Raw genomic sequence first — 21,282 nt, forward strand, 5'->3', positions numbered from 1 at the left:
GACCCCGTTTCACTGGACCAGCGGCCCGTTCGCGCCGTCGAATTCGACGCCTTCGACACGCGCGTCGCCCGCGAGAATCGCCACGTACTGCCGCATCGCCCGCTCCCGCACGCGTTCCGACAGGTACGCGGCGATCTGCGCGGCGGCTTCGTCGAACGGCACTGCGTCGCCCGGTACGCGGCGCTCGATGCGCACGATGTGAAAGCCGAAGCGCGTATTGACGAGTTTCGGCAGCACGCCGAGCCCGTCGGTGTCGAACAGCGCAGTCTCGAATTCCGGCACCGTGTCGCCGCGCAGCAGTTGCCCGAGGCTGCCACCGACTTCCGCCGACGGGCAGTTCGACGATGCGCGCGCGACCGCTTCGAACGTATCGGGCGCAGCCACCACATCGGCGAGTGCGGCTTCCGCGCGCTGCCGCAGCGGCGCGAGCGGCACGCGGTCCGTCATCGCGAACAGCACGTGGCTCGCATAGACGATGTCGTTGCGGCGAAAGCGCGCCGGATGCTGCGCGTAATAGCGCTCGCAATCCGCGCGATCGGGTTCGGGCACGTGCGTGAGCTCGCGGTCGAGCAACGCGTCGACGGCCGCATCGTCGAGCGGCGCGCCTTCGTCGAGCAGCGCGAGCGACACCGCGCGCTGCCGCAGCAGTTCGCGCACCGCGAGCGCGCGCCGTGCGGCGTCGAGCGGATCGGGCGCGTCGCCGTGATGCGCGGCTTCGGCCGCAATGGCCACATCGTCGATCACAACACCGTTGATCGTCAGCAGCGCGGCCGGTGCTTCGGAGAGAACGTCGTTCATGGTGCCTCCTCAGCGCTTGCGCACGAGCTGGTACGGGCGGATCAGGTACGCAACCGACGCGATGCCGCTCCAGATGTGCACCATCCGCGTGAACGGCGACACGAGGAAGATCGTGAAGCCGAGCAGGATATGCAGCCGGTACGTCAGCGGCACGCCGACGAGCAGGCTCGCAATGTCCGGCCGGAACGTGACGACGCCCTTCACGTAGTCGGTGAGCTGCTCGAACATCGCGCCGTCCATGTGGCGCGTCGACAGCACGACGGTGCCGAGCCCGAGCGCGAGCTGCACCCACAGCATCAGCACGATCAGGATGTCCGACTGGCGGCTGTTGCGACGGATGCGCGGGTCGCCCAGGCGCCGCCAGATCAGGATCGTCAGCCCGATGATCGCCGCGACGCCGGCCGCCCCGCCCGCCACCATCGCGACGAGCTGGTGCCCGGACGCCGACAGGAACGGCGACACGAGCCAGTGCGGCGCGAGAAAGCCGCCGAAGTGCCCGAGCACCACGACCAGCACGCCCCAGTGGAACAGGTTGCTGCCGAGCCGCAGCATGCCGTGGCGCAACAGCTGCGACGAATCGCTTTTCCACGTGTACTGCTCGCGGTCGAAGCGGATCAGGCTGCCCAGCAGCAGCACGGCGAGACAGATGTACGGGTAGATCCCGAACAGGAATTGATGCAGGTAATCGTTCATGGCTTTCCCCTGTTGGACCGACGCGCCTATGCGCGCGGCGCAGGCCGTTGATCGTAGAAGCGCACCGGTTCCTCCGCGGGCGTGGCCGCGCCGACGAAGCGCACGGCCTCGTCCGCATACGACGCGTCGAGCGCGCGGTAGTCGGCGGCGCTCGGCCGCTCGGCGGCCACGTCGTCCGCGATGGCATCCGGTGCGCCGGCCGGTGCGAGGCCGGCCATCGGCAGCAGTGCACCGACGACGAAGCCATAATGGCTGCCGCGCTGTGCGAGCTGGCCGGCCAGCGCGCGCAGGATGTCGCCGGTTTCGGCGAGCAGCTTGCGTGCATCGGGCGCCGGCAGCCGCGACAGGTATTCGAGGAACACGGGCAGGTAGTCGGGCAGTTCGCCCTGGTTCAAGATCAGTCCGTTTCGCTCGTACATCTGCAGCAGGTCGACCATCGCCTGCCCGCGGTCGCGCGATTCGCCGTGCACGTGCTCGAACAGGTACAGCGACGTCGCGCGGCCGCGATCGAACAGCCCGACGTAGTTCTCCTGCAGCGTCAGCAGGTCGCGCTCGCGCACGTACGCCAGGAACCGGTCGAGGCCCGCGCGCACCGCTTTCGGCAGGCGCGCGTGCTCGCGCAGGTGCGCGTCGATCGAGTCGAGCGAGGCGACGAGCGCCTCGTCGGGATAGTCGAGCAGCGCCGCGAGCGCCGCGTAGGTCGGATCGGGTGCGGTGCTCATCATCGGGAAGCCTCGTGGATCGGAATCGTCTTGCCGCCCTTCCTCGGGCTGAACAGGCTCGCCTCGGAGCGGCCGTCCGAACAGCCGTTGCCGAACGAGAAGCCGCACGACGCGCGCAGGTCGTAGGCGTTCTCCGCGTACTCGCGGTGCGTGGTCGGGATCACGAAGCGATCCTCGTAGTTCGCGATCGCGAGATAGCGGTACATCTCCTCGACCTGCGCGAGCGACAGCCCGACCTGGTCGAGCACGCCGCGCGCGTCGATACCGTCCACGTGACGCGCACGCATGAACGCGCGCATCGCGAGCAGCCGTTCGAGCGCGAGCTTCACGGGCGCCTCGTCGCCGGCCGTCAGCAGGTTCGCGAGGTAGCGCAGCGGGATGCGCAGCGATTCGACGTCGGGCAGGTAGCCGTTCATCCCGAGCTCACCGCTATTGGCGGCCGCGTTGATCGGCGACAGCGGCGGCACGTACCACACCATCGGCAGCGTCCGGTATTCCGGATGCAGCGGGAACGCGATCTTCCAGTCGATCGCCATCTTGTAGGTCGGCGAACGGCGAGCTGCGTCGATCCACGCGGCCGGCACGCCGTCGCGTTCGGCCTGCGCGATCACGGCCGGATCGTCCGGATCGAGGAACAGCGACAGTTGCGCTTCGTACAGATCCTGCTCGTTCTCGGCGCTGGCCGCCTCGCTGATCCGGTCGGCGTCGTACAGCAGCACGCCGAGATAGCGGATGCGGCCCACGCAGGTTTCCGAGCACACGGTCGGCTGGCCGGCCTCGATGCGCGGATAGCAGAAGATGCACTTCTCGGCCTTGCCGCTCTGCCAGTTGTAGTAGATCTTCTTGTACGGGCAGCCCGACACGCACATGCGCCAGCCGCGGCACTTGTCCTGGTCGATCAGCACGATGCCGTCTTCCTCGCGCTTGTAGATCGAGCCCGACGGGCACGACGCGACGCACGCCGGGTTCAGGCAGTGCTCGCACAGGCGCGGCAGGTACATCATGAAGGTGTTCTCGAACTGCCCGTAGATCTCCTTCTGCACCCCTTCGAAGTTGGTGTCCTTCGCGCGCTTCTCGAACTCGCCGCCGAGGATTTCTTCCCAGTTCGGCCCCCATTCGATCTTCTCGAGCCGCTGGCCGCTGATCACGGAACGCGGCCGCGCAACCGGCATCGCGCGCGTATTGCCGGCTTCCTGCAGGTGCGCGTAGTCGAACGTGAACGGCTCGTAGTAATCGTCGATCTCGGGCAGGTGCGGATTCGCGAAGATCTGCGCGAGCAGCCGCCACTTGCTGCCGAGGCGCGGTTCGATCTTGCCGTCCGCGCGCCGTTTCCAGCCGCCGCGCCAGCGGTCCTGGTTCTCCCAGTCCTTCGGGTAGCCGATGCCCGGTTTCGTCTCGACGTTGTTGAACCACGCGTATTCCATCCCCTCGCGGCTCGTCCACACGTTCTTGCAGGTCACCGAGCAGGTATGGCAGCCGATGCACTTGTCGAGGTTCAGCACCATCGCGATCTGTGCGCGTACCTTCATGACGTTTCTCCTTCGCGGGCACCGTGTGTCACCGTGGCGTCTTCGCCGTCGAGCCAGTCGATCCTGTTCATCCTGCGCACGATCAGGAACTCGTCGCGATTCGAGCCGACCGTGCCGTAGTAGTTGAAGCCGTACGCGAGCTGCGCGTAGCCGCCGATCATGTGGGTCGGCTTCAGCGCGATGCGCGTGACCGAGTTGTGGATGCCGCCGCGCGTGCCGGTGATCTCGGAGCCCGGCGTGTTCACGATCTTTTCCTGCGCGTGGTACATCATCACCATCCCGGACGGGATCCGCTGGCTGACCACGGCCCGCGCGCACAGCGCGCCGTTCGAGTTGTAGCACTCGATCCAGTCGTTATCGACCGCGCCGATCGCCTTCGCATCGTCCTCCGACATCCACACGATCGGGCCGCCGCGCGACAGCGTCAGCATCAGCAGGTTGTCCGTGTAGGTGCTGTGGATCCCCCACTTCTGGTGCGGCGTCAGGAAATTCAGCACACGCTCGGGGTTGCCGTTCGAGCGCGTGCCGACCATGTGCGTGTAGCTGCCGGTATCGACCGGCGGCTTGTACGCGCACAGCGATTCGCCGAACGCGCGCATCCACGCATGGTCCTGATAGAGCTGCTGGCGGCCGGTCATCGTGCGCCACGGCACCAGCTCGTGCACATTCACGTAGCCGGCGTTGTACGACACGTGCTCGGATTCGATCCCGCTCCACGTCGGCGACGAGATGATCTTGCGCGGCTGCGCCTGGATGTCGCGGAAGCGGATCTTCTCGTCCGCGCGCGCGGCGGCCAGGTGCGTATGGTCGATGCCCGTGATGCCGGACAGCGCGCGCCACGCCTTCACCGCCACTTCGCCGTTGGTCTCGGGCGCGAGCGCGAGGATCACCTCGGCCGCGTCGAGCGCCGTGTCGATGCGCGGGCGCCCTTGCGCCGCGCCGTCGGCCACCTTGTAGTTGAGGTCGCCGAGCAGCTTCACTTCATCCTTCGTGTCCCAGCCGATGCCCTTGCCGCCGTTGCCGAGCTTGTCCATCAGCGGCCCAAGCGACGTGAAGCGCGCGTAGGTGTTCGGATAGTCGCGCTCGACGACGGTCACATTCGGCATCGTGCGGCCCGGCACCGGCTCGCATTCGCCGCGCTTCCAGTCCTGCACGTCGAACGGTTGCGCGAGCTCGCCCGGCGTGTCGTGCGCGATCGGTGCGAGCACGACGTCGCGTTCGACACCCAGATGCCCGTCGCACAGCTCGGAGAAGCGCTTCGCGATCCCCTTGAAGATCTCCCAGTCGCTCTTCGATTCCCACGCGGGATCGACGGCCGCCGACAGCGGGTGAATGAACGGGTGCATGTCGGACGTGTTCATGTCGTCCTTCTCGTACCACGTCGCGGTGGGCAGCACGACGTCCGAGTACATGCAGGTCGTCGACATCCGGAAGTCGAGCGTCACGAGCAGGTCGAGCTTGCCGCGCGGCGCGTCGTCATGCCACGTCACTTCCTCGGGGCGCTTGCCGCCCGTCGCGCCGAGATCCTCGCCCTGCACGCCGTGGGTGGTGCCGAGCAGGTGCTTCAGGAAGTATTCATGCCCCTTGCCCGACGAGCCGAGCAGGTTCGAGCGCAACACGAACAGGTTGCGCGGGAAGTTCTCCGGCGCATCCGGGTCCTCGCTCGCCATCTTCAGCGTGCCCGCCTTCAGCTGTTGAGCCACCTCCGCACCGGCGTGCGCGGGATCGCCGAGCGCCGCGCCGACCTTCAACGGATTCACCGCGAGCTGCGGCGCGGACGGCAGCCAGCCCATCCGTTCCGCGCGCACGTTGTAGTCGATCGGCGCGCCGTGAAACTTCGACTTGTCCGCGAGCGGCGACAGCAGCGTGGCCGGGTCCATCGGGTCGTAGCGCCACTGGTCGGTGTGCGCGTAGAAGAACGACGTCGAATTCATCTGGCGCGGCGGCCGGCTCCAGTCGAGCGCGCCCGACAGCGCCGTCCAGCCCGTCTGCGGGCGCAGCTTCTCCTGGCCCACGTAGTGCGACCAGCCGCCGCCCGGCTTGCCGACGCAGCCGCACATGATCAGCATGTTCATGATCGCGCGGTACGACATGTCCATGTGGAACCAGTGATTGATCCCCGCGCCGATGATCACCATCGACTTGCCCTGCGTCTTGTGCGCGTTCTCCGCGAACTGCCGCGCGACCGAGATCACGTCCGCACGCTTCACGCCGGTGATCGCTTCCTGCCAGGCCGGTGTGTAAGGCAGGTCGTCGTCGTAGCTCGCGGCCACGTCGCGACCGCCGAGGCCCTGGTCGAGCCCGTAGTTCGCGACGAACAGGTCGTAGACGGTGGCGACGAGCAGGTCGCCGTTGCGCGTCGCGATGCGCCGCACGCCGATCCGGCGCGACAACTCGGACGTGTGCCGCGTCGAATTGAAATGCGCGTGCGGCTGGTTGCCGAAGTACGGGAACAGCACGTCGACGACTTCGTCGTGCGCCGCCGTGCACGACAGCCGCGGCGCGAGCGCCGCCCCCTTCGATGTCTCGCCGCGCAGGTTCCACTTGCCCTTGTCGGCGTCGTCCTGCTGCCCCCAGCGGAACCCCACCGAGCCGACCGGCACGACGAACTCGCCGTTCGCGTCGTCGATCATCACGGTCTTCCAGTCCGGATGCGCGGCCTCGTCGAGCGCATCGTCGAAGTCGGAGGCGCGCACGAGGCGTTCGGGTACGTAGCCGTCGCCGTGCGGCACGAGGCGCACGAGGCACGGCATGTCGGTATAGCGCTTGCAGTAGTCGACGAAGTAGTCGCTCTTCCCCGCCAGATGGAATTCCTTGATGATCACGTGCCCCATCGCGAGCGCGAGCGCCGCGTCGGTGCCCTGCTTCGGATGCAGCCACAGGTCGCCGAATTTCGCGCCTTCCGAGTAGTCGGGGAACACCGACACGACCTTGGTGCCGCGATAGCGCGCCTCGACGAGGAAGTGCGCGTCGGGCGTGCGCGTCTGCGGGACATTGGAGCCCCACATCATGATGAACGTCGAGTTGTACCAGTCGGCCGATTCCGGCACGTCGGTCTGCTCGCCCCAGGTCTGCGGCGACGCAGGAGGCAGGTCGCAATACCAGTCGTAGAAGCTCAGGCACACGCCGCCGATCAGCGACAGGTAGCGCGAACCTGCCGCATACGACACCATCGACATCGCCGGAATCGGCGAGAAGCCGACCACGCGATCGGGGCCGTGCTGCTTCACAGTGTGGACATTCGCCGCCGCGACGATCTCGTTGACCTCGTCCCAGCTCGCGCGCACGAAGCCGCCGAGCCCGCGCCGGCTCTGGTACGAACGGCGTGCTTCGTCGTCCTCGACGATCGAGCGCCACGCTTCGACCGGGCCTAGCGTGCGACGGCGCTCCCGCCACAGCTTCACTAGCGCGCTGCGCACCATCGGATGCTTCAGGCGGTTCGCGCTGTACAGATACCAGGAGTACGACGCACCGCGCGAGCAGCCGCGCGGCTCGTGGTTCGGCATGTCGGGGCGCGTGCGCGGATAGTCGGTCTGCTGGGTTTCCCAGGTGACGATCCCGCCTTTCACATAGACCTTCCACGAGCACGAGCCCGTGCAGTTCACGCCATGGGTCGAGCGGACGATCTTGTCGTGCTGCCAGCGCATCCGGTAGCCGTCTTCCCATTTTCGGTCTTCTTCCGTGACGGCACCGTGTCCGTCGGAGAAGCGTGGCCTCGTGGTGGAGAAATAACGCAATCTGTCCAGGAAATGGCTCATGGGGATCTCGTTTTTCCGGTCTTTTGGCAGACCCTGATTATTTAAGGAGGTGAAATAGCGGATGTAAAGGTCGACTGAATCGCGATCGTTGCGCGCTTTTCACCGTGCTCGAATCGATTGTCGTGTGGATCGACATATCATGATTTGATACAAATCACGATATCGTTGATCCGGACGAAACAACGAAACCAAATGGGGAGCGAGCAGCCTGCTATGCTGCGCACTGCATTCCCGCGTCATCCGTTCGCCGCTTCCTCGCATCACGTTGCGGCGGGCGAGATCCGCATTGAATTGCGCTGGACGATCCGGCCATCCGTATCGGTGTTCGCATCGGGATATCGAAGGTCGCGCGGTTCGTTCAGGGCATTTCCGGCCGTCGGTCAATAACACCTTTACCAACAAGAACCGCCAATTCATGACATCCCGCCTTCTCGCCGCGCTCGTTGCCGCGGCCTTGAGCTGTACCGCCCTGCCCGCCGCCTACGCGCGCACCTACGTCGCGCCGACCGTGTCGTTCGGAAAAGGCGCCTACGTTCACCAGTTCGTGCTGCGCGACCCCGCCACGCACCAGCCGCTGCCGAATGCGCGCTATCGGCTGTTCCTGCCCGGTCAGGTCATCGCGGGGCTGCCCGTCAAGCCGGAGCAGCATGACAGCGTGATCTTCGGCACGACCGACGCGGCCGGGCGCACCGTCCGGGTCCGGCTGCCGAAATGGCATCCGGAGAAGCAGTGGGTGTTCAACCCGATCGTCGGCGACGGCGATCTGGGCGAATCGTTCCAGCTGGTCGAGCCGGGCGGCTCGGAACCGATCGGCCATTTCCCGTACGTGCTGGACGTGGAGAACGAATATCTGGCGTGCGGCTATTCCGATGCGAACGGCTACACCTACTACGCGCAATCGCGCACGCCGCGAAACGTCAATCTTTACGCCGGCGCGCTGGCCGGGAGGGCCGACACCGACTGGTGCGCGGGCCCGGGCATGACCATCGCGAACAGCACGAACGCCCCGGGTGCGCCCGACCTGTACACGCAATACCTCGGCAGCCTGGTCGCCAACGGCGACCGGATCAGCAGCGAGTTGCGGCAGCAGATCGTCGCCAAGCTGCTGTCGCTCGCGATCGCCGAACGCGACGCGGGCCGCGTGGCCGCCGCGCTCGATCTAGACAGGATTCCCGACGATCGCCTGAACGACATCGGCTACCGGCTCGCCGACGCCGGCGTCGCGGTCGAGCGCGGGCTCGCGATGATCGACGCGCATCTCGCGGAATCGCCGAACGATGCGTATGCGCTCGACAGCAAGGGATGGGCGTTGTATCGCCTCGGCCGCAACGACGAGGCGCTGACGTGGTTCGACCGCTCGATCGCGATCTTCGCGAAGGACGGCGACACGGACAAGGACGCAAGCGAAGCCCATGCGACCGGGCTGACGCACAAGGGCGAAGTGCTGTGGAAACTGGGCCGCCAGGATGAAGCGCGCGATGTGTTCGCGCAGGCGCGGAAGGTTCAGCCGAAGAACGGGGAGCTGGCGGAAACGTTGAAGCGGCTGGCGATACAGATCGGGCAGGACGGCGCGAACGCGCCGGGTACCGCCAGCGAGTAAGTGGAGCAGCGGCGCGGCAGCGGCTATCGCCAGTCTTGCGGAAAGCGGTTGCCGGCTGCCTCCGGCTCGGTCGAACGCAAGAAGCCGTGCGGGCGCACCCGCGTCACTCCTCGCCTTTCGCGCCCGGGTTGAGCATCACGACGAAGCCGGCCACGCCGACGACCAGCGCGATCGCGCCGCCGCGCAGCGCCGTCGTGCTGTCGAACAGCAGCCCCGACACGACGGCCATCATTCCCGCGAGCGACACGAACACGGCGATCGCCGCGACGACGATCCGGTACTGGCGGCGTATCATCGCGCGCCCGCCGCGTTAAGCAGCTGCAGCGGCGGCCGCGACGTCGTCATCGTCGCCGCGAATCAGCAGCACCGGGCACTTCGAGCCGCGCACGAAGCGCTCGGCGACGCTGCCGAGCAACACGCGCCGGATCCCGCGCCGCCCGTGCGTGCCGACCACCGCGAGATCGCTCCCGCATTCCTTCACATAGCGCTGCAGACGTTCCGCGATGTCCTCGCCGATGCTTTCGGTCTCGACGAGTTCGGCCTCGCCCTTCGCACCGGCCAGCGCGAGGATCTGCTCGGCTTCGCGCAACACCTTGCGCCCGTCGTCGCGGATTTCCTCGACCAGTGCATGCGGGTCGAAACGGCCTGCGTAGGTGAACAACACCGATTTGTCCACCACGTACACGACGCTGACGTGCGCGTCGCCTGCCAGCGCGACCTTCACTGCCTCGGCAAGCGCCTGTTTCGATGAAGCGCTGCCGTCGACGGCCACCATGATCTTCTTGTACATGCGAACCTCGCTGGGGTGAATGGCCGCACGTCTGATCGCGCGCGGCCCTGTCACCATCATCGGCGGATGACGGGTTCGAATGTTGATGCCGATCAAGTCGCGCCGGCATTCAAGCTGCGACCAGCCGACGCAGGGCGCCGCCCCGCGCCGGAGGCATCTACTTCATCGTGCGTGCGGCGCGCGGTACTTGTGCTCGTCGAACCCGCTGTCCCGCGACCACGCGCTGGCGACCGCGTCCACGTCCTGTCCCGCGAACGGCAGCACCGTATCGGGTTGGGCGCCGTGACGATAGTTCGGCCCGGTGAATTCCGGATCCGCCGCATAGCCGAAGTACGTGTTGCCGCTCCACACGATGTTCGCGTAACTGCCTTGCGGATTCTTCGTCCGGAAGATCGCGCCGCTGTCCGATGCGTTGTAGAAGCGGTTGCCCGTCACCTGGAACGCGTTCGCGTAGCTGAGGTTCTCGACGATCGGCGTGATCAGGCCCGGCGTGCGCGTGATCACGACGTTGTCGCGCACGACGGAATCGGCCGATCCCGCGGCGGACACGATCCGCCGCTTGTCGTTCAGGCTCAGGTTGTTCTCGACGATCGCCCCCGTCTCCTGCGCGACGTGGCCCAGCCCGTCGGAACCGCATCCGCAGAACAGCATCAGCCCGCCGTCGTTGTCGTGGCTGAAGTTCGCGGCCACGTGCGTGTTGCGCGTGCCGAGATCGGCGTCGAACGCCATCCCGTCGCCGGCCTCGATATTGTTCTGCAGCCGCACGCCGTTGACTTCGTTGTAGCGGAACAGCGCATCGTCCGTATTGATCGCCCACGCACCGGCGCTGTTGCCCGGCGCACGCATCCAGACGTCATACAGGTGATTCGCCTCGACCTGCGGCGCGGTTGCCGTGCGAACGATGATGCCGTCGCCGCCGACGTTGTGGATCAGGTTGTTGCGGAACACGACGCGCGTCATCGGGAAATAGTCCGTCGCTGCCTGCGTGGCCGGATTCGTCAGGTAGGCCGAATTGCCCTTGTACGGCGGATAGTCGCCGCACGGCGCGCCGCCCTCCCGGCACATCCACGCGGACCGGGTCGACAGCGCGACCGCGTCGACGTCGTAGATCTCGCTGTTCTCGACCGCGATGTCGTCGAAGCCGGTGCGCTTCTCCTTCGTGCCGACGACCTCGTTGTCGCGCGTCACCTCGAACAGCATCCCGCCGGTCGTCTTGTACGACCCGACCGTATTGCCGGCGACGTCTTTCAGATAGCCGCGCACGTGATGCACGTACACATCGTCGACGTGATAGTGGCTGCCCGTGCCGTAATCCTCGAGCCGCACATACAGCCCGAGGCGCCCGCCGGGCGTCGTCGCATCGTTGGTCAGCTCGAGCGAGCGGATTTCCCAGTACTGGGTGTTGTACAGATAGATGGCCGCGCGGTTCACGGTCGGGTTGTCCGACTTGCACAGCGAGTAATAGCCGCTGAACCCGCTCGGCGTCTTGTGCTGCTCGGTGATCGACTGGTCGGGGTCGGCCGTCGCATCGGCGCAGCCGGCCGCGATGACGGGGCGCTGCGCCTTCGGGTCGCCGTACGCGTCGACGACGATCGGTGCACCGGCCGCGCCGGTACTGCCCGGCGCGGGCGTGAAGCTGCCGTCGCAGGTCGTGCCGCGCTTGAAGCGCACGTGCATGCCGGGCGTGAGCACGATCCGGTTCAGTGTCGCGAGATCGTGGATCGGATTCGCGGCGGAGCCGAGCGTCGCGGGCGATCCCGTTCCGTTCGAGCCGAGCGAGCAGTCGACATGCAGCGTGCCGGGCGTCCCATCGGCCGCCTTTTCAGCCGCGGGCGCAGCGGCAAGCTGCTGCCCGGCCGCGACGCCGTCCGCCGATTCCCCGCCACCGCATGCTGCGAGCGCGCCGATCAGCGGCGCTGCGACAATCTTCCAGTGTTTCAAAGTCAGTCTCCCGAAATAGGGCATTCGTGATCCGGCACCGGGTCGACCGCAGGTCGATCCGCGTGCCGGCAGCTCATTCCGGCAGCCGGTTCGTCGACACGAACCGGCGCCCCCTCCTCGCTTGCCGCGGGCAACAGCCCCGCCCGCTCGGCCAGCACCCACAGGCCGGCTGCCGCCGCGCCGTCGATCGTGTCGACGGGCGGCCAGCCGAACAGCAATGCCGCATGCTGGTAACGCGCGCATAGCGCGGCGTCGCCGATCAACATCGGTCGCAGCGCGTCGTCACGGGCCGCTCCGCCCGGGCCGCCGTCTTCGGCCGCCAGCCCCGCAAGTTCATGGCCGATCAGCACGCCGGACAGGTAGTCGGCCTGTTCGTCAGGCGCCAGATCGCCGGCCAGCAGCCGTGCGCGGCTGCCGAAAATCGTCGCGAGCAGCCCCGTCGCATGGCCAGCCTGCGCGGCGCGCACGCCACGCTCGAATGCGTCGCGCGCGAATCCGCCCGACGGCCGCATCGTTCGGCCGAGCAGGCTGTGCGTGCACAGCAGCGCGTACAGTTCGCCCGTCATGAACGTGCGAAAGCGCTCGATGCGCGAGCCGCGCACGGCGACCCACTTCGAATGCGTGCCCGGCAGACCGATCCACCGGACCGACGCCGAACCGTGCGTCGCGTCGCCGGCCTGCAGCGCGCCGACGATCTGCGTCTCCTCGCCGCGCATCACGTTCGCCAGCTCGCCGCGCTGGATCAACCCAGGCACGATGTGGACGGTCACGCCACGCCGCGCGCGCACCGTCTGCAGCGATGCGCCAAGCCGCGCCGCATCGATCGGCACGTTCGCATACGGCGCCTCGCGCCAGCCCTGCGTGCTGCCGACCATGCCGGCCGCGACAACCGGCAGTGCCGGCCACGCATCGAGCCACGCGCCGCACACGTCGTCGAACGCCGCATCGCACGCGTCGGCGATCGTGGCACCGGCGCCGCCCAGCTGCATCACGCCCTTCGGTGCGGCCCGCTCGTCGAGCACCGTCCGCGCATCCGCCATCAGGTACGCGCGCAGCGACGTGGTGCCCCAGTCGAGTGCGATCAGGCGCGGCACCGGCGTGTGGCCGCCAGGCCGTGGTATTGCATCTTGCATAGGATTCCTCTGTTTGACGGTTGCGGTTCGATGCTTCGTCAGGCCGGTATCAGAAGAGCGTCTCGATACCCGCGTAGACGCCCGTCTGCCCGTGCCCCGGCATCGGCGACGCACCGAGCCCGTTGCCGTTGCCGAGCCCCGGCGACTGCGGGTTCACGCCCAGGTTCGCCCCCGCGCTGTTGAACACGTGCGCGGCCGTCGCATACAGGAACGTGCGCTTCGACAGGTCGTACATCGCGCCGAGGCCGATGATCGTCGAGCGCCCTTCGCCGCTGTGGTCGGCAGTCCACTGGCCCGCGTCGATCTTCATCGAATAGACGGCGCTCTGCAGATGCAGGAACGGCGTCGCGTCGTACGTCACGCCGCCCCAGTAGTAGTTCGCGGTGCGCGACAGGCCGGCCGGCGTGTCGGGCGCGCTGTAGCGCGTATAGCCGAGCTGCACCAGCGCCGGGCCGAAGCGGTCGCGCACGCCGATGAACGCTTCCTGCGACGCAGTGAACAGGTTGTCTTCGCGGCCGTACTGGTTGCGGATCTCGTTCCAGATGGCACGCACCTCGAAGTCGCCGTGCGTGTAGGCGACTGTCGCGCCGTCGGACAGGCCCGTCGCGCCCACGTTGTTCGGCGAGCCGCGCAGCCAGCCGTTCGAGCTGTTGCCGAGGTTCGCCTGCAGCGCGAACGAGAAGCCGCCGAACTTCGGCGATTCGTAGCGGATCCCGTTCGACAGCTTCGGGCCGTTCCGGTACGACGTCAGCGACTCGACCGAGTAGTTTTCCTCGAGCAGCGGATCGTACGACCAGATATAGCTGTTGATGAACGAGCCCTGCCCGAGCCGCAGGAAGCCGTAGCGCTCGTTCCTGAAGCCGACCCACGCGCCGCGCTGGAACAGCACGCCGCCGCCGTAGTTGCCGTTGGCCGCATTGATCGACGATTCGAGCCAGAACACGGCCTGGTTGCCGCCGCCGAGATCCTCCTTACCGGTGATGCCGAGGATGCTCGTCCCCCAGTCGTTGCCTTCCGAGAAGCGCGATCCCGTCGAATGCGGGCCATTCTGCACGCCGCTCAGGTACTGCACGTCGCCGCCCACACGCCCCCACACGGTGACGCTCGATTGAGCCTGCGCCACGGCCGGCACCGCCAATGCCAGCGCCGCGATCCACCCATACTGTCGCATCAAGATCTCCTCCTTCTTTTCGTTCACGTCTCGCTTGATTGGGAAAACGATTTCCCTCTACGGCAAAAAAATTTCGCGGCGGTTGTCGTGCGTCGTTTTCCGTTACATCTCCGACGGAATGCGCGCGTGCTATGCTCGCGAAAAAGGGAAAGCGCTTTCATTGTCGACGCGCAGTTGCGCATTTTCAAGAAAATTCTGGCCCTCCAAGGGATACTACCGAGTCCGATCGCGCGGCACGCCTCCGATGCCGCCGCACGGTCGCCGCCGCCGGCGCGCATGCTATGCTCGCCGGCAAAATGCACTGACACTCACTTTCATCGTGGCCAAGATCAACGAAGTCGCCGCCGCTGCAGGCGTCTCCATCGGAACCGTCTCGAAGTTCATCAACAAGACGAAGCGCTTCTCGCCCGACGTCGAGCGCCGCATTGCAGAAGCGATCGAGCAGCTCGGCTACGAGTCGAATCCGCTCGCGCGCTCGATGGCCACCGGCCAGACGGGCGCGGTCGGCGTGGTGATCCAGGACATTCTCAACCCGTACTTCACCGCGATGGTGAAGGGCGTGAACCGGATCGCGCAGCGCAACGACTTCGTCGTCCTGATCGTCGATGCCGACGAGAACCGCAAGGGCGAACGGCCGGCGCTGACGAAACTCAGCCGGCGCGTCGACGGGCTGATCCTGAACACCAGCATGCCCGACGACGACCTGCGCTGGACCGCGAGCCTCGGCAAGCCGGTGGTCGCGGTCGGTTCCGCGCCGCGCGACGGCCTGCTCACGCTGTACTCGGATCCGGTCCGCGCGGGCGAGATGCTCGCGCAGCACCTGCTGATGGAGAAGTACCAGCGCTTCGCGTACATCAGCCTGCCCAACGCGCGCGGCGACGACGAACGCCGCGCCGGCGCCGAGCAGGTGCTCGCGCGCGCCGGCCTGCCGCTGCGTACCTTCAGCGTGCCGCGCGCGACGGTCGCCGACGGCGAGCGCGTATGCGCGTCGGTGATGCTGTCGGCCGAGCCGCCCGATGCGGTGATCTGCTACAACGACATGATCGCGGCCGGCTTCATCAAGGAAGCCGAACGGCTCGGCATCGCGATCCCGCATGACGTCGCCGTGTGCGGCTTCGACAACCTCGAACTCGGCAAGCTCACGTCGCCCACGCTGACGTCGATCGACACCGAAACCGAGCGCGCGGGCGAAGTCGCGATGACGACGCTGCTCGACGCGCTCGCGGGCAAGTCGCCCGATCCGCATACGATGCTCGATGCGCGGCTCGTCGTGCGCGAATCGACGGTGCGGCCGCGCGACGCGCGCCGCCGCTGAGCGCCCGCCGCTTACTGCCTGATCAACGCGGCGCGGCCGCGACCGCGTCACCCAGCCACGCGCGCGCGACGCAATGCTGCTCGAGCCCGGCCACGCCCGGGCGCGTCTCGAACAGGCTACCCGCGAGCGGCCCGCGCAGCAATCCGTCCGTGCTCACGTTGACCGACGCGGACGTGACGAACAGCGTCGCGCGATCGGCACCGCCGAACGCGACGCTGGTCGGCCGCTGCACCGGCATCTCGACGACCTTGTCGAGCGCGCCGTCCGGCGCATAGCGATGCAGCCGCCAGCCATCCCAGATCGCCGACCACACGCCGCCCTCCGCATCGACCGCGAGCCCGTCCGGCACGCCGCGCGCGTCGCCGAACGTCGCGAACGGCCGCGCATTCGATAACCGTGCGGCATCGACGTCGAAGTCGTACGCGAAGATCGTGCGGCGGCCGGAATCGGTCACGTACATCGTCGAACCGTCCGGGCTCCAGCCCATTCCGTTCGCACATGCGAAGCCCGCCACCGCGACGCGCGACGCACGCGCATGCTCGAAGCAATGCAGGTCTCCGGGGCCGTCACCGTCGTCGGCCATCGTGCCGACCCAGAAGCGGCCGCGCGCATCCACCGCGCCATCGTTGTAGCGCAGCGACGGCCGTGCATGCGCGGCGTCGGCCAGCCGTTCGAGCGTGCCGTGCGCGGGATCGAACAGGTGCAGGCCGCTCTTGAGCGCGACGAGCAGCCGCCCGTCGTCGACGCTCGCGACGCAACCCGCCAGCTCCGGCAACAGCCAGAAGCCTGTCTGCCCGTGACCGGGCGTGTAGCGATAGAGCGCGGTGCGCTTGATGTCGATCCAGTAGAGCGACGCCGAGCGTTCGCACCAGAGCGGGCCCTCTCCCAGGATCGCGTTCGCGCCCTGTACCAGTTTTACTGTCGTCATCGAAATTCTGTTTTTATGCATGCGTTCGGCCGCCCGCCGGAGCGGCGGGCGGAACCTGCCGGCCGGGCCGGACTCAGAGCGCGCGGCCCGCGTCGTCGAAGAAGTGCGCGTGCCGCATGTCGAAGCGCACGCCGACCGGTTGCCCCGCCGCGACCGTGTATGCGTCGCGGTTCTGCCGCACCGACAGCGGCCGGTCGTGACCCGCGAGCTCGACATAGACGATCGTCGCGTCGCCGAGGTGCTCGGCGTGCGTGACGCGGCCGTCGAGCCCCGTGCCGGGTGCGCCGACCGTGAGGTTCTCGGGCCGGATGCCGAGCTGCAGCGAACCCGACGGCCACGCGCGCGCGGCGTCCGGCGTCGCGGCAAGCGAGCCGCCCGGCACGTCGAAGCGCAGCGCGTCGGCGCCGCCGTGCGCGCGGCACGGCAGGAAGTTCATCGACGGCGAACCGAGGAACGACGCGACGAAATGGTTCGCCGGCTGCTCGTACAGCGCCAGCGGCGAGCCGACCTGCTCGATGCGCCCGCCGTTGAACACCGCGATCCGGTCGCCGAGCGTCATCGCCTCGACCTGGTCGTGCGTCACGTAGATCATCGTGCTGCCCAGCTCGCGATGCAGCCGCGTGAGTTCGAGCCGCATCCCGCCGCGCAGCGCCGCGTCGAGGTTCGACAACGGTTCGTCGAACAGGAACACGCCCGGCTTGCGCACGATCGCGCGGCCGATCGCGACGCGCTGCCGCTGGCCGCCCGACAGCGCCTTCGGCTTGCGGTCGAGCAGCGCCGACAGCCGCAGCGCCTCGGCCGCCTGCCCGACGCGCGTGCGCGTCTCGGCCGCATCGACACCCGCGAGCTTCAGCCCGAACGCCATGTTCTCGAACACCGTCATGTGCGGATACAGCGCGTAGTTCTGGAACACCATCGCGAGCCCGCGCTTCGCGGCCGGCACGTCGTTGACGCGGCGGCCGTCGATCAGCAGGTCGCCCGACGTGATCTCCTCGAGCCCCGCCAGCATCCGCAACATCGTCGACTTGCCGCAGCCCGACGGGCCGACGAACACCATGAATTCGCCATCCTCGATGTCGAGGCTGACGTCCTTGATCACGTCCGCGCCGTCGTCGTAGCGCTTGCGGATCTGCTTGAGCGACACACTTGCCATGATTGCCTTTCTCCTCGTCCGTTGCTGCCGCTCACCATTCGGCGACCGAGCCGTCCTCGCGACGCCACACCGGGTTGCGCCAGCGGTGCCCGGTCGCGGCGGCTTCCCTCACCTTCACCTCGTCGATCTCGACGCCGAGCCCCGGCGCATCCGGGCGTGCGACGTAGCCCGCATCGAACGCGAACGGGATGCCGCGCGTGTACGCGTACATCGCGTTGTCGTCGTGATAGGCCACATTGGTCGACTGCTCCTGGATGAACGCGTTCGGCGTGCAGAAATCGATCTGCAGCGACGCCGCGAGCGTCAGCGGCCCAAGCGGGCAATGCGGTGCGACCGCGACGTCGTATGCCTCGGCCATCGCCGCGATCTTGCGCAGCTCCCAGATCCCGCCCGTGTGGCTCACGTCGGGCTGCACGATGTCGACGACACCTTCCTGCAGCAGCTCCTTGAACTGCCAGCGCGTGAACAGCCGCTCGCCGGTCGCGAGCGGCACCGCGCAGTCGCGCGCAACTTCGCGCAGCGCGTCGTTGTGCTCGGGCAGCAGCAATTCCTCGTAGAACATCGGGTCGAACGGCGCGAGTGCTTTCGCGAGCGCCTTCGCGACCGGGCGGCGCACACGGCCGTGGAAATCGATGCCGAGCCCGACCTCCTTGCCGATCGCGTCGCGCACCGTGCCGAAGCGCGCGACCGCGCGGTCGATCGCCGCCGGCGACTCGATCCAGTCGGTCGCGTTGACCACGCCCATCTTCAGCGCGGTATAGCCGGCCTCGACGAGCTGCCGTGCGTTCGCGGCCATGTCCTCGGGCGTGTCGCCCTTCACGTGCGCATAGACGCGCGCCTTGTCGCGCACGGGGCCGCCGAGCAGGTCGTAGACGGGCACGCCGAGCGCGCGCGCCTTGATGTCCCACAGCGCCTGCTCGATACCCGAGATCGCGCTCGTCAGGATCGGGCCGCCGCGATAGAAGCCGCCGCGATACATGACCTGGAACAAATCCTCGATGTGGCGCGGGTCGCGGCCGATCAGGTAGTCGGCGAGTTCGTGCACGGCGGCGGCCGTGGTGGCCGCGCGCCCTTCGACGATCGGCTCGCCCCAGCCGGCCAGGCCCTCGTCGGTGCTGACCTTCACGAACTGCCAGCGCGGCGCGACCGCGAATGTTTCGATTTCGGTGATCTTCATGTGGAGGAACGGGTCCGGTTGAACAGCAGCGCCGACATGCCGTTGTCGGCGACGAGATCCGCGCCGGCGATGCCGGCCGCCGCGTCCGACAGCAGGAACGCGGCGATCCGGCCGATATCGGCCGGTTCGTTGATGCGCTGCGCGGGATGCAGCGCGCGATACGCGTCGAGCAGCGCGGGATCGCGCTCGAGTGCGGCGCCGATCGGCGCGTTCAGCGTGAAGCCGGGGCTCAGCGTGTTCACGCGGATGCGCTGCGGCGCGAGGCTCGTCGCCATCGCACGCGACATCGCGACGATGCCGCCCTTGGTCGCCGCGTACATCTCGAAGCCCGGCACGCTCGCGCCCGCATGGTTCGATGCGATGTTGACGATCGCGCCGCCGCCTGAGCGCGCGATGCGCGGCGCCGCGAGCTGCGCGCACTGGAACATCGAACGCAGGTTGGTGCGGTACAGGCGGTCGCAGTCGTCGAGCGAGAATGCGTCGAACGGGCCGTGCAGCGTGATGCCCGCGTTGTTCACGAGCCCGTCGAGCCGGCCGTAATGCGCATCGACGCGCTCGAACAGTGCAGCGACGCTCGCCGGCTCGGCGACGTCGGTCTCGACGAACAGTGCATCGCGTCCGCCGAGCCGTTCGCGTACCACGTCGGCGCGCGCGGCGTTCTTCTCCGCGACGACGACCCGTACCCCGCATTGCGCGAGCACTTCGACGATGCCGAGGCCGATGCCGTCGCCGCCGCCGGTGACGACGACCACGCGGCCGTCGAGCGATTCAAATGGATTCATGGTTTCACCCCTTGACCGCGCCGGCCGTGATGCCCGCGACGATCCTGCGCTGGAGCAGGAAGAACAGCACGAGCAGCGGCAGCGTGCCCATCACGGCTGCCGGGAACAGCTTGGTCGGATCGATGTCGTTGGTGCCGATGAAGCGGAACACCGCGACCGTGATCGTGAACTTCGACGAGTCGGTCAGGAACAGCAGCGGATAGACGAGGTCGTTCCACACCGACAGCGTGACGAACATCGCGAGCGTGCCGGTGATCGGCCGCAGCAGCGGCAGCACGATGTACCAGTACACCTGCAGCGGGCTGCAGCCGTCCATCACCGCGGCCTCTTCCAGTTCGAGCGGAATCCGCTTCAGGAAGCTCGTGTAGAAGAACACGCCGAGCGGCAGGCTCTGCACGGTGTACGCGAGCACGACGCCGAGGTACGTGTTGAGCAGGTGCAGGTCGCGGAACAGCACGTACAGCGGCGTCAAGCTGACGAACATCGGGATCGTCAGGCCGAGCGTCAGCACGATGTAGACCGCGTTCGACAGCCGGCCCTTCACGCGTGCCAGCGGATAGGCCGCGAGCGACGACAGCAGCGCGACGAGGAACGTGACCGCGAGCGTGATGCCGATCGTGTTCGCGACGCTGCGCCAGTAGTTCATCTGCGTGAACACGGCCGCGTAGTTGCCGAAGAACACGTGATCGGGCAGCCCTAGCGGGCGCGCAATGATGTCGTCGCCGGTGCGCAGCGACATCAGCACCATGTAGATCGTCGGCAGCAGCACGATCGCGACGATCGCGATCGCGGCGACGAGCCGCGCGAACCCCGGCACACGACGCAGCAATGCGCCCGTGCGCAGCCCGCCGCCCGACGTGCCGGCGGACGGATGGTCCGCATGAAAGCGTTGACGGATGACGTTCACAGGTTGTCCTCCCGGCGGCGCAGGATCGTGTTCTGCGTGGTGGCGACCACCACCACGATCGCGAGCATGATCATCGACAGCGCGCTCGCGAAGCCGAACTTGTAGTCGTTGAACAGGCTGTGGAAGATCTGCAGCCCGAGCGTGGTCGTCGCGCCGTCCGGCCCGCCGTTGGTCAGCACGAGCGGCAGTTCGAAAGTCTTCAGCGTGCCGATCGTGCTCAGCGTGATGTTCACGGTGAACGCCGGCGCGAGCAGCGGCAGGTCGATGCGCGTGAAGCGCACCCACGCGTTCGCGCCGTCGAGCTTCGCCGCGTCGTGCAGTTCCGACGGGATGTTCAGGTAGCCGGCCAGGAAGATCGCCGTCGAATAGCCGACGTACATCCATACGTGCACGGCCGTGACGGCCGGCAGCGTGACCGACGGATCGCCGAGCCACACCTGCTGCAGCGCGTCGAGATGCACGAGATGCAGCAATTCGTTGATGCCGCCGCCGAGCGGCGAGTACAGGTACTCCCACACGAACCCGGCGATCACCGCCGAGAACATGCTCGGCACCAGCAGCCCGACGCGCAACGCGCCGCGCAGCCGCGGCAGCGAGAACAGCAGCGCCGCGAACAGCAGCCCGAGCCCGTTCTGCACGATCACGACGATCGCCGCGTACGCAAACGTGACGACGAGCGTATGCAGGCTCGCGGGATCGCGAAACGCCGCCGCGTAGTTCGCGAGCCCGATCCAGTGCGCATCGCCCACGCCGGAGAAATCCGTCAGGCTCATCCGCGCGGCCTTGAACAGCGGATACAGGCTCAGCAGCGCGTACAGCGCAAGCGCCGGAACGGCGCACCACAGCAAGGTCCGGTTGCGCTTCATCACGCGCCTCCTTCGTCGA

The 21,282-nt window shown here is 67.5% G+C and carries 18 protein-coding genes; 2 read left to right on the forward strand and 16 right to left on the reverse strand.

Features of this window, described 5'->3' with window-relative positions:
• Nucleotides 1-9: 9 nt before the first annotated feature.
• Genes BCO18175_RS09960 through BCO18175_RS09980 form a run of 5 tightly spaced genes read right to left on the reverse strand, consistent with a single transcriptional unit; the run spans nt 10 to nt 7,500 of the window.
• Nucleotides 10-798: a peptidylprolyl isomerase gene (locus BCO18175_RS09960; RefSeq protein WP_174980435.1), complete on the reverse strand. Its 789-nt coding sequence runs from the start codon at nt 796-798 to the stop codon at nt 10-12.
• A gap of 9 nt (nt 799-807) precedes the next feature.
• Complete coding sequence (gene narI, locus BCO18175_RS09965) at nt 808-1,491, reverse strand: respiratory nitrate reductase subunit gamma (protein ID WP_174980436.1); 684 nt, start codon at nt 1,489-1,491, stop codon at nt 808-810.
• 26 nt (nt 1,492-1,517) lie between these two features.
• Nucleotides 1,518-2,213: a nitrate reductase molybdenum cofactor assembly chaperone gene (narJ, locus tag BCO18175_RS09970; protein ID WP_174980576.1), complete on the reverse strand. Its 696-nt coding sequence runs from the start codon at nt 2,211-2,213 to the stop codon at nt 1,518-1,520.
• Nucleotides 2,213-3,742, reverse strand: a complete 1,530-nt coding sequence (narH, locus tag BCO18175_RS09975) for a nitrate reductase subunit beta (RefSeq protein WP_174980437.1) — start codon at nt 3,740-3,742, stop codon at nt 2,213-2,215. The genes narJ and narH overlap by 1 nt, the downstream gene beginning before the upstream one ends.
• Nucleotides 3,739-7,500 carry a nitrate reductase subunit alpha gene (locus BCO18175_RS09980; RefSeq protein WP_174980438.1) on the reverse strand — a complete coding sequence of 1,254 codons (3,762 nt, stop codon included), beginning with the start codon at nt 7,498-7,500 and terminating at the stop codon, nt 3,739-3,741. Before BCO18175_RS09980 ends, narH begins: the two co-directional genes overlap by 4 nt.
• 415 nt (nt 7,501-7,915) lie before the next feature.
• On the opposite strand from BCO18175_RS09980, the gene BCO18175_RS09985 reads away from it, so the two are divergent.
• Nucleotides 7,916-9,100 carry a tetratricopeptide repeat protein gene (locus tag BCO18175_RS09985; RefSeq protein WP_174980439.1) on the forward strand — a complete coding sequence of 395 codons (1,185 nt, stop codon included), beginning with the start codon at nt 7,916-7,918 and terminating at the stop codon, nt 9,098-9,100.
• A 103-nt stretch (nt 9,101-9,203) separates the two neighbouring features.
• Here the strand turns inward: BCO18175_RS09985 and BCO18175_RS09990 are convergent, their stop codons facing one another.
• From BCO18175_RS09990 to BCO18175_RS10010, 5 genes are all read right to left on the reverse strand, one after another.
• Complete coding sequence (locus BCO18175_RS09990) at nt 9,204-9,395, reverse strand: DUF2964 family protein (protein WP_174980440.1); 192 nt, start codon at nt 9,393-9,395, stop codon at nt 9,204-9,206.
• 15 nt (nt 9,396-9,410) lie between these two features.
• Complete coding sequence (locus BCO18175_RS09995) at nt 9,411-9,890, reverse strand: universal stress protein (protein WP_174980441.1); 480 nt, start codon at nt 9,888-9,890, stop codon at nt 9,411-9,413.
• Nucleotides 9,891-10,052: 162 nt separating this feature from the next.
• Complete coding sequence (locus tag BCO18175_RS10000; protein WP_174980442.1) at nt 10,053-11,831, reverse strand: right-handed parallel beta-helix repeat-containing protein; 1,779 nt, start codon at nt 11,829-11,831, stop codon at nt 10,053-10,055.
• A gap of 2 nt (nt 11,832-11,833) precedes the next feature.
• A complete protein-coding gene (locus BCO18175_RS10005) occupies nt 11,834-12,964 on the reverse strand; it encodes a 2-dehydro-3-deoxygalactonokinase (protein WP_174980443.1) in 1,131 nt (376 codons plus the stop codon).
• Nucleotides 12,965-13,013: 49 nt separating this feature from the next.
• The gene (locus tag BCO18175_RS10010; protein WP_174980444.1) at nt 13,014-14,135 is read right to left on the reverse strand and encodes a porin; all 1,122 of its coding nucleotides are present in this window, start codon (nt 14,133-14,135) and stop codon (nt 13,014-13,016) included.
• Between the two features lie 319 nt (nt 14,136-14,454).
• Between BCO18175_RS10010 and BCO18175_RS10015 the strand changes: the two genes are divergently transcribed.
• The gene (locus tag BCO18175_RS10015) at nt 14,455-15,450 is read left to right on the forward strand and encodes a LacI family DNA-binding transcriptional regulator (RefSeq protein ID WP_254608018.1); all 996 of its coding nucleotides are present in this window, start codon (nt 14,455-14,457) and stop codon (nt 15,448-15,450) included.
• A 22-nt stretch (nt 15,451-15,472) separates the two neighbouring features.
• On the opposite strand, the gene BCO18175_RS10020 is transcribed toward BCO18175_RS10015, so the two are convergent.
• From BCO18175_RS10020 to BCO18175_RS10045, 6 genes are all read right to left on the reverse strand, one after another.
• Nucleotides 15,473-16,378: an SMP-30/gluconolactonase/LRE family protein gene (locus BCO18175_RS10020; RefSeq protein WP_174980446.1), complete on the reverse strand. Its 906-nt coding sequence runs from the start codon at nt 16,376-16,378 to the stop codon at nt 15,473-15,475.
• A 73-nt stretch (nt 16,379-16,451) separates the two neighbouring features.
• Nucleotides 16,452-17,531, reverse strand: coding sequence for an ABC transporter ATP-binding protein (locus tag BCO18175_RS10025; RefSeq protein ID WP_174980447.1), 1,080 nt, complete (start codon nt 17,529-17,531; stop codon nt 16,452-16,454).
• 31 nt (nt 17,532-17,562) lie between these two features.
• Nucleotides 17,563-18,708 (reverse strand): galactonate dehydratase, encoded by a 1,146-nt coding sequence (gene dgoD, locus BCO18175_RS10030; RefSeq protein WP_174980448.1) that lies wholly within the window; start codon nt 18,706-18,708, stop codon nt 17,563-17,565.
• Nucleotides 18,705-19,490 carry an SDR family NAD(P)-dependent oxidoreductase gene (locus BCO18175_RS10035; RefSeq protein WP_174980449.1) on the reverse strand — a complete coding sequence of 262 codons (786 nt, stop codon included), beginning with the start codon at nt 19,488-19,490 and terminating at the stop codon, nt 18,705-18,707. The genes dgoD and BCO18175_RS10035 overlap by 4 nt, the downstream gene beginning before the upstream one ends.
• Nucleotides 19,491-19,494: 4 nt before the next feature.
• The gene (locus tag BCO18175_RS10040) at nt 19,495-20,397 is read right to left on the reverse strand and encodes a carbohydrate ABC transporter permease (RefSeq protein WP_174980450.1); all 903 of its coding nucleotides are present in this window, start codon (nt 20,395-20,397) and stop codon (nt 19,495-19,497) included.
• On the reverse strand, nt 20,394-21,263 hold the full coding sequence (locus tag BCO18175_RS10045; protein ID WP_011349624.1) for a carbohydrate ABC transporter permease: 870 nt from the start codon (nt 21,261-21,263) through the stop codon (nt 20,394-20,396). Before BCO18175_RS10045 ends, BCO18175_RS10040 begins: the two co-directional genes overlap by 4 nt.
• Nucleotides 21,264-21,282: the final 19 nt, after the last annotated feature.

This window comes from Burkholderia lata (assembly GCF_902499335.1).
GTDB lineage: Bacteria > Pseudomonadota > Gammaproteobacteria > Burkholderiales > Burkholderiaceae > Burkholderia > Burkholderia lata_B.

Excerpts from the sequence above, each read along its gene's own strand:
- BCO18175_RS10005 (WP_174980443.1), bottom strand. The coding sequence starts at position 12,964 with ATGCAAGATGCAATACCACGGCCTGGCGGCCACACGCCGGTGCCGCGC.
- BCO18175_RS10025 (WP_174980447.1), bottom strand. The coding sequence starts at position 17,531 with ATGGCAAGTGTGTCGCTCAAGCAGATCCGCAAGCGCTACGACGACGGC.
- BCO18175_RS10035 (WP_174980449.1), bottom strand. The coding sequence starts at position 19,490 with ATGAATCCATTTGAATCGCTCGACGGCCGCGTGGTCGTCGTCACCGGC.
- dgoD (WP_174980448.1), bottom strand. The coding sequence starts at position 18,708 with ATGAAGATCACCGAAATCGAAACATTCGCGGTCGCGCCGCGCTGGCAG.
- narI (WP_174980436.1), bottom strand. The coding sequence starts at position 1,491 with ATGAACGATTACCTGCATCAATTCCTGTTCGGGATCTACCCGTACATC.
- BCO18175_RS09985 (WP_174980439.1), top strand. The coding sequence starts at position 7,916 with ATGACATCCCGCCTTCTCGCCGCGCTCGTTGCCGCGGCCTTGAGCTGT.
- narJ (WP_174980576.1), bottom strand. The coding sequence starts at position 2,213 with ATGAGCACCGCACCCGATCCGACCTACGCGGCGCTCGCGGCGCTGCTC.
- BCO18175_RS10020 (WP_174980446.1), bottom strand. The coding sequence starts at position 16,378 with ATGACGACAGTAAAACTGGTACAGGGCGCGAACGCGATCCTGGGAGAG.
- BCO18175_RS09990 (WP_174980440.1), bottom strand. The coding sequence starts at position 9,395 with ATGATACGCCGCCAGTACCGGATCGTCGTCGCGGCGATCGCCGTGTTC.
- BCO18175_RS09960 (WP_174980435.1), bottom strand. The coding sequence starts at position 798 with ATGAACGACGTTCTCTCCGAAGCACCGGCCGCGCTGCTGACGATCAAC.
- BCO18175_RS10010 (WP_174980444.1), bottom strand. The coding sequence starts at position 14,135 with ATGCGACAGTATGGGTGGATCGCGGCGCTGGCATTGGCGGTGCCGGCC.
- BCO18175_RS09980 (WP_174980438.1), bottom strand. The coding sequence starts at position 7,500 with ATGAGCCATTTCCTGGACAGATTGCGTTATTTCTCCACCACGAGGCCA.
- BCO18175_RS10045 (WP_011349624.1), bottom strand. The coding sequence starts at position 21,263 with ATGAAGCGCAACCGGACCTTGCTGTGGTGCGCCGTTCCGGCGCTTGCG.
- narH (WP_174980437.1), bottom strand. The coding sequence starts at position 3,742 with ATGAAGGTACGCGCACAGATCGCGATGGTGCTGAACCTCGACAAGTGC.
- BCO18175_RS09995 (WP_174980441.1), bottom strand. The coding sequence starts at position 9,890 with ATGTACAAGAAGATCATGGTGGCCGTCGACGGCAGCGCTTCATCGAAA.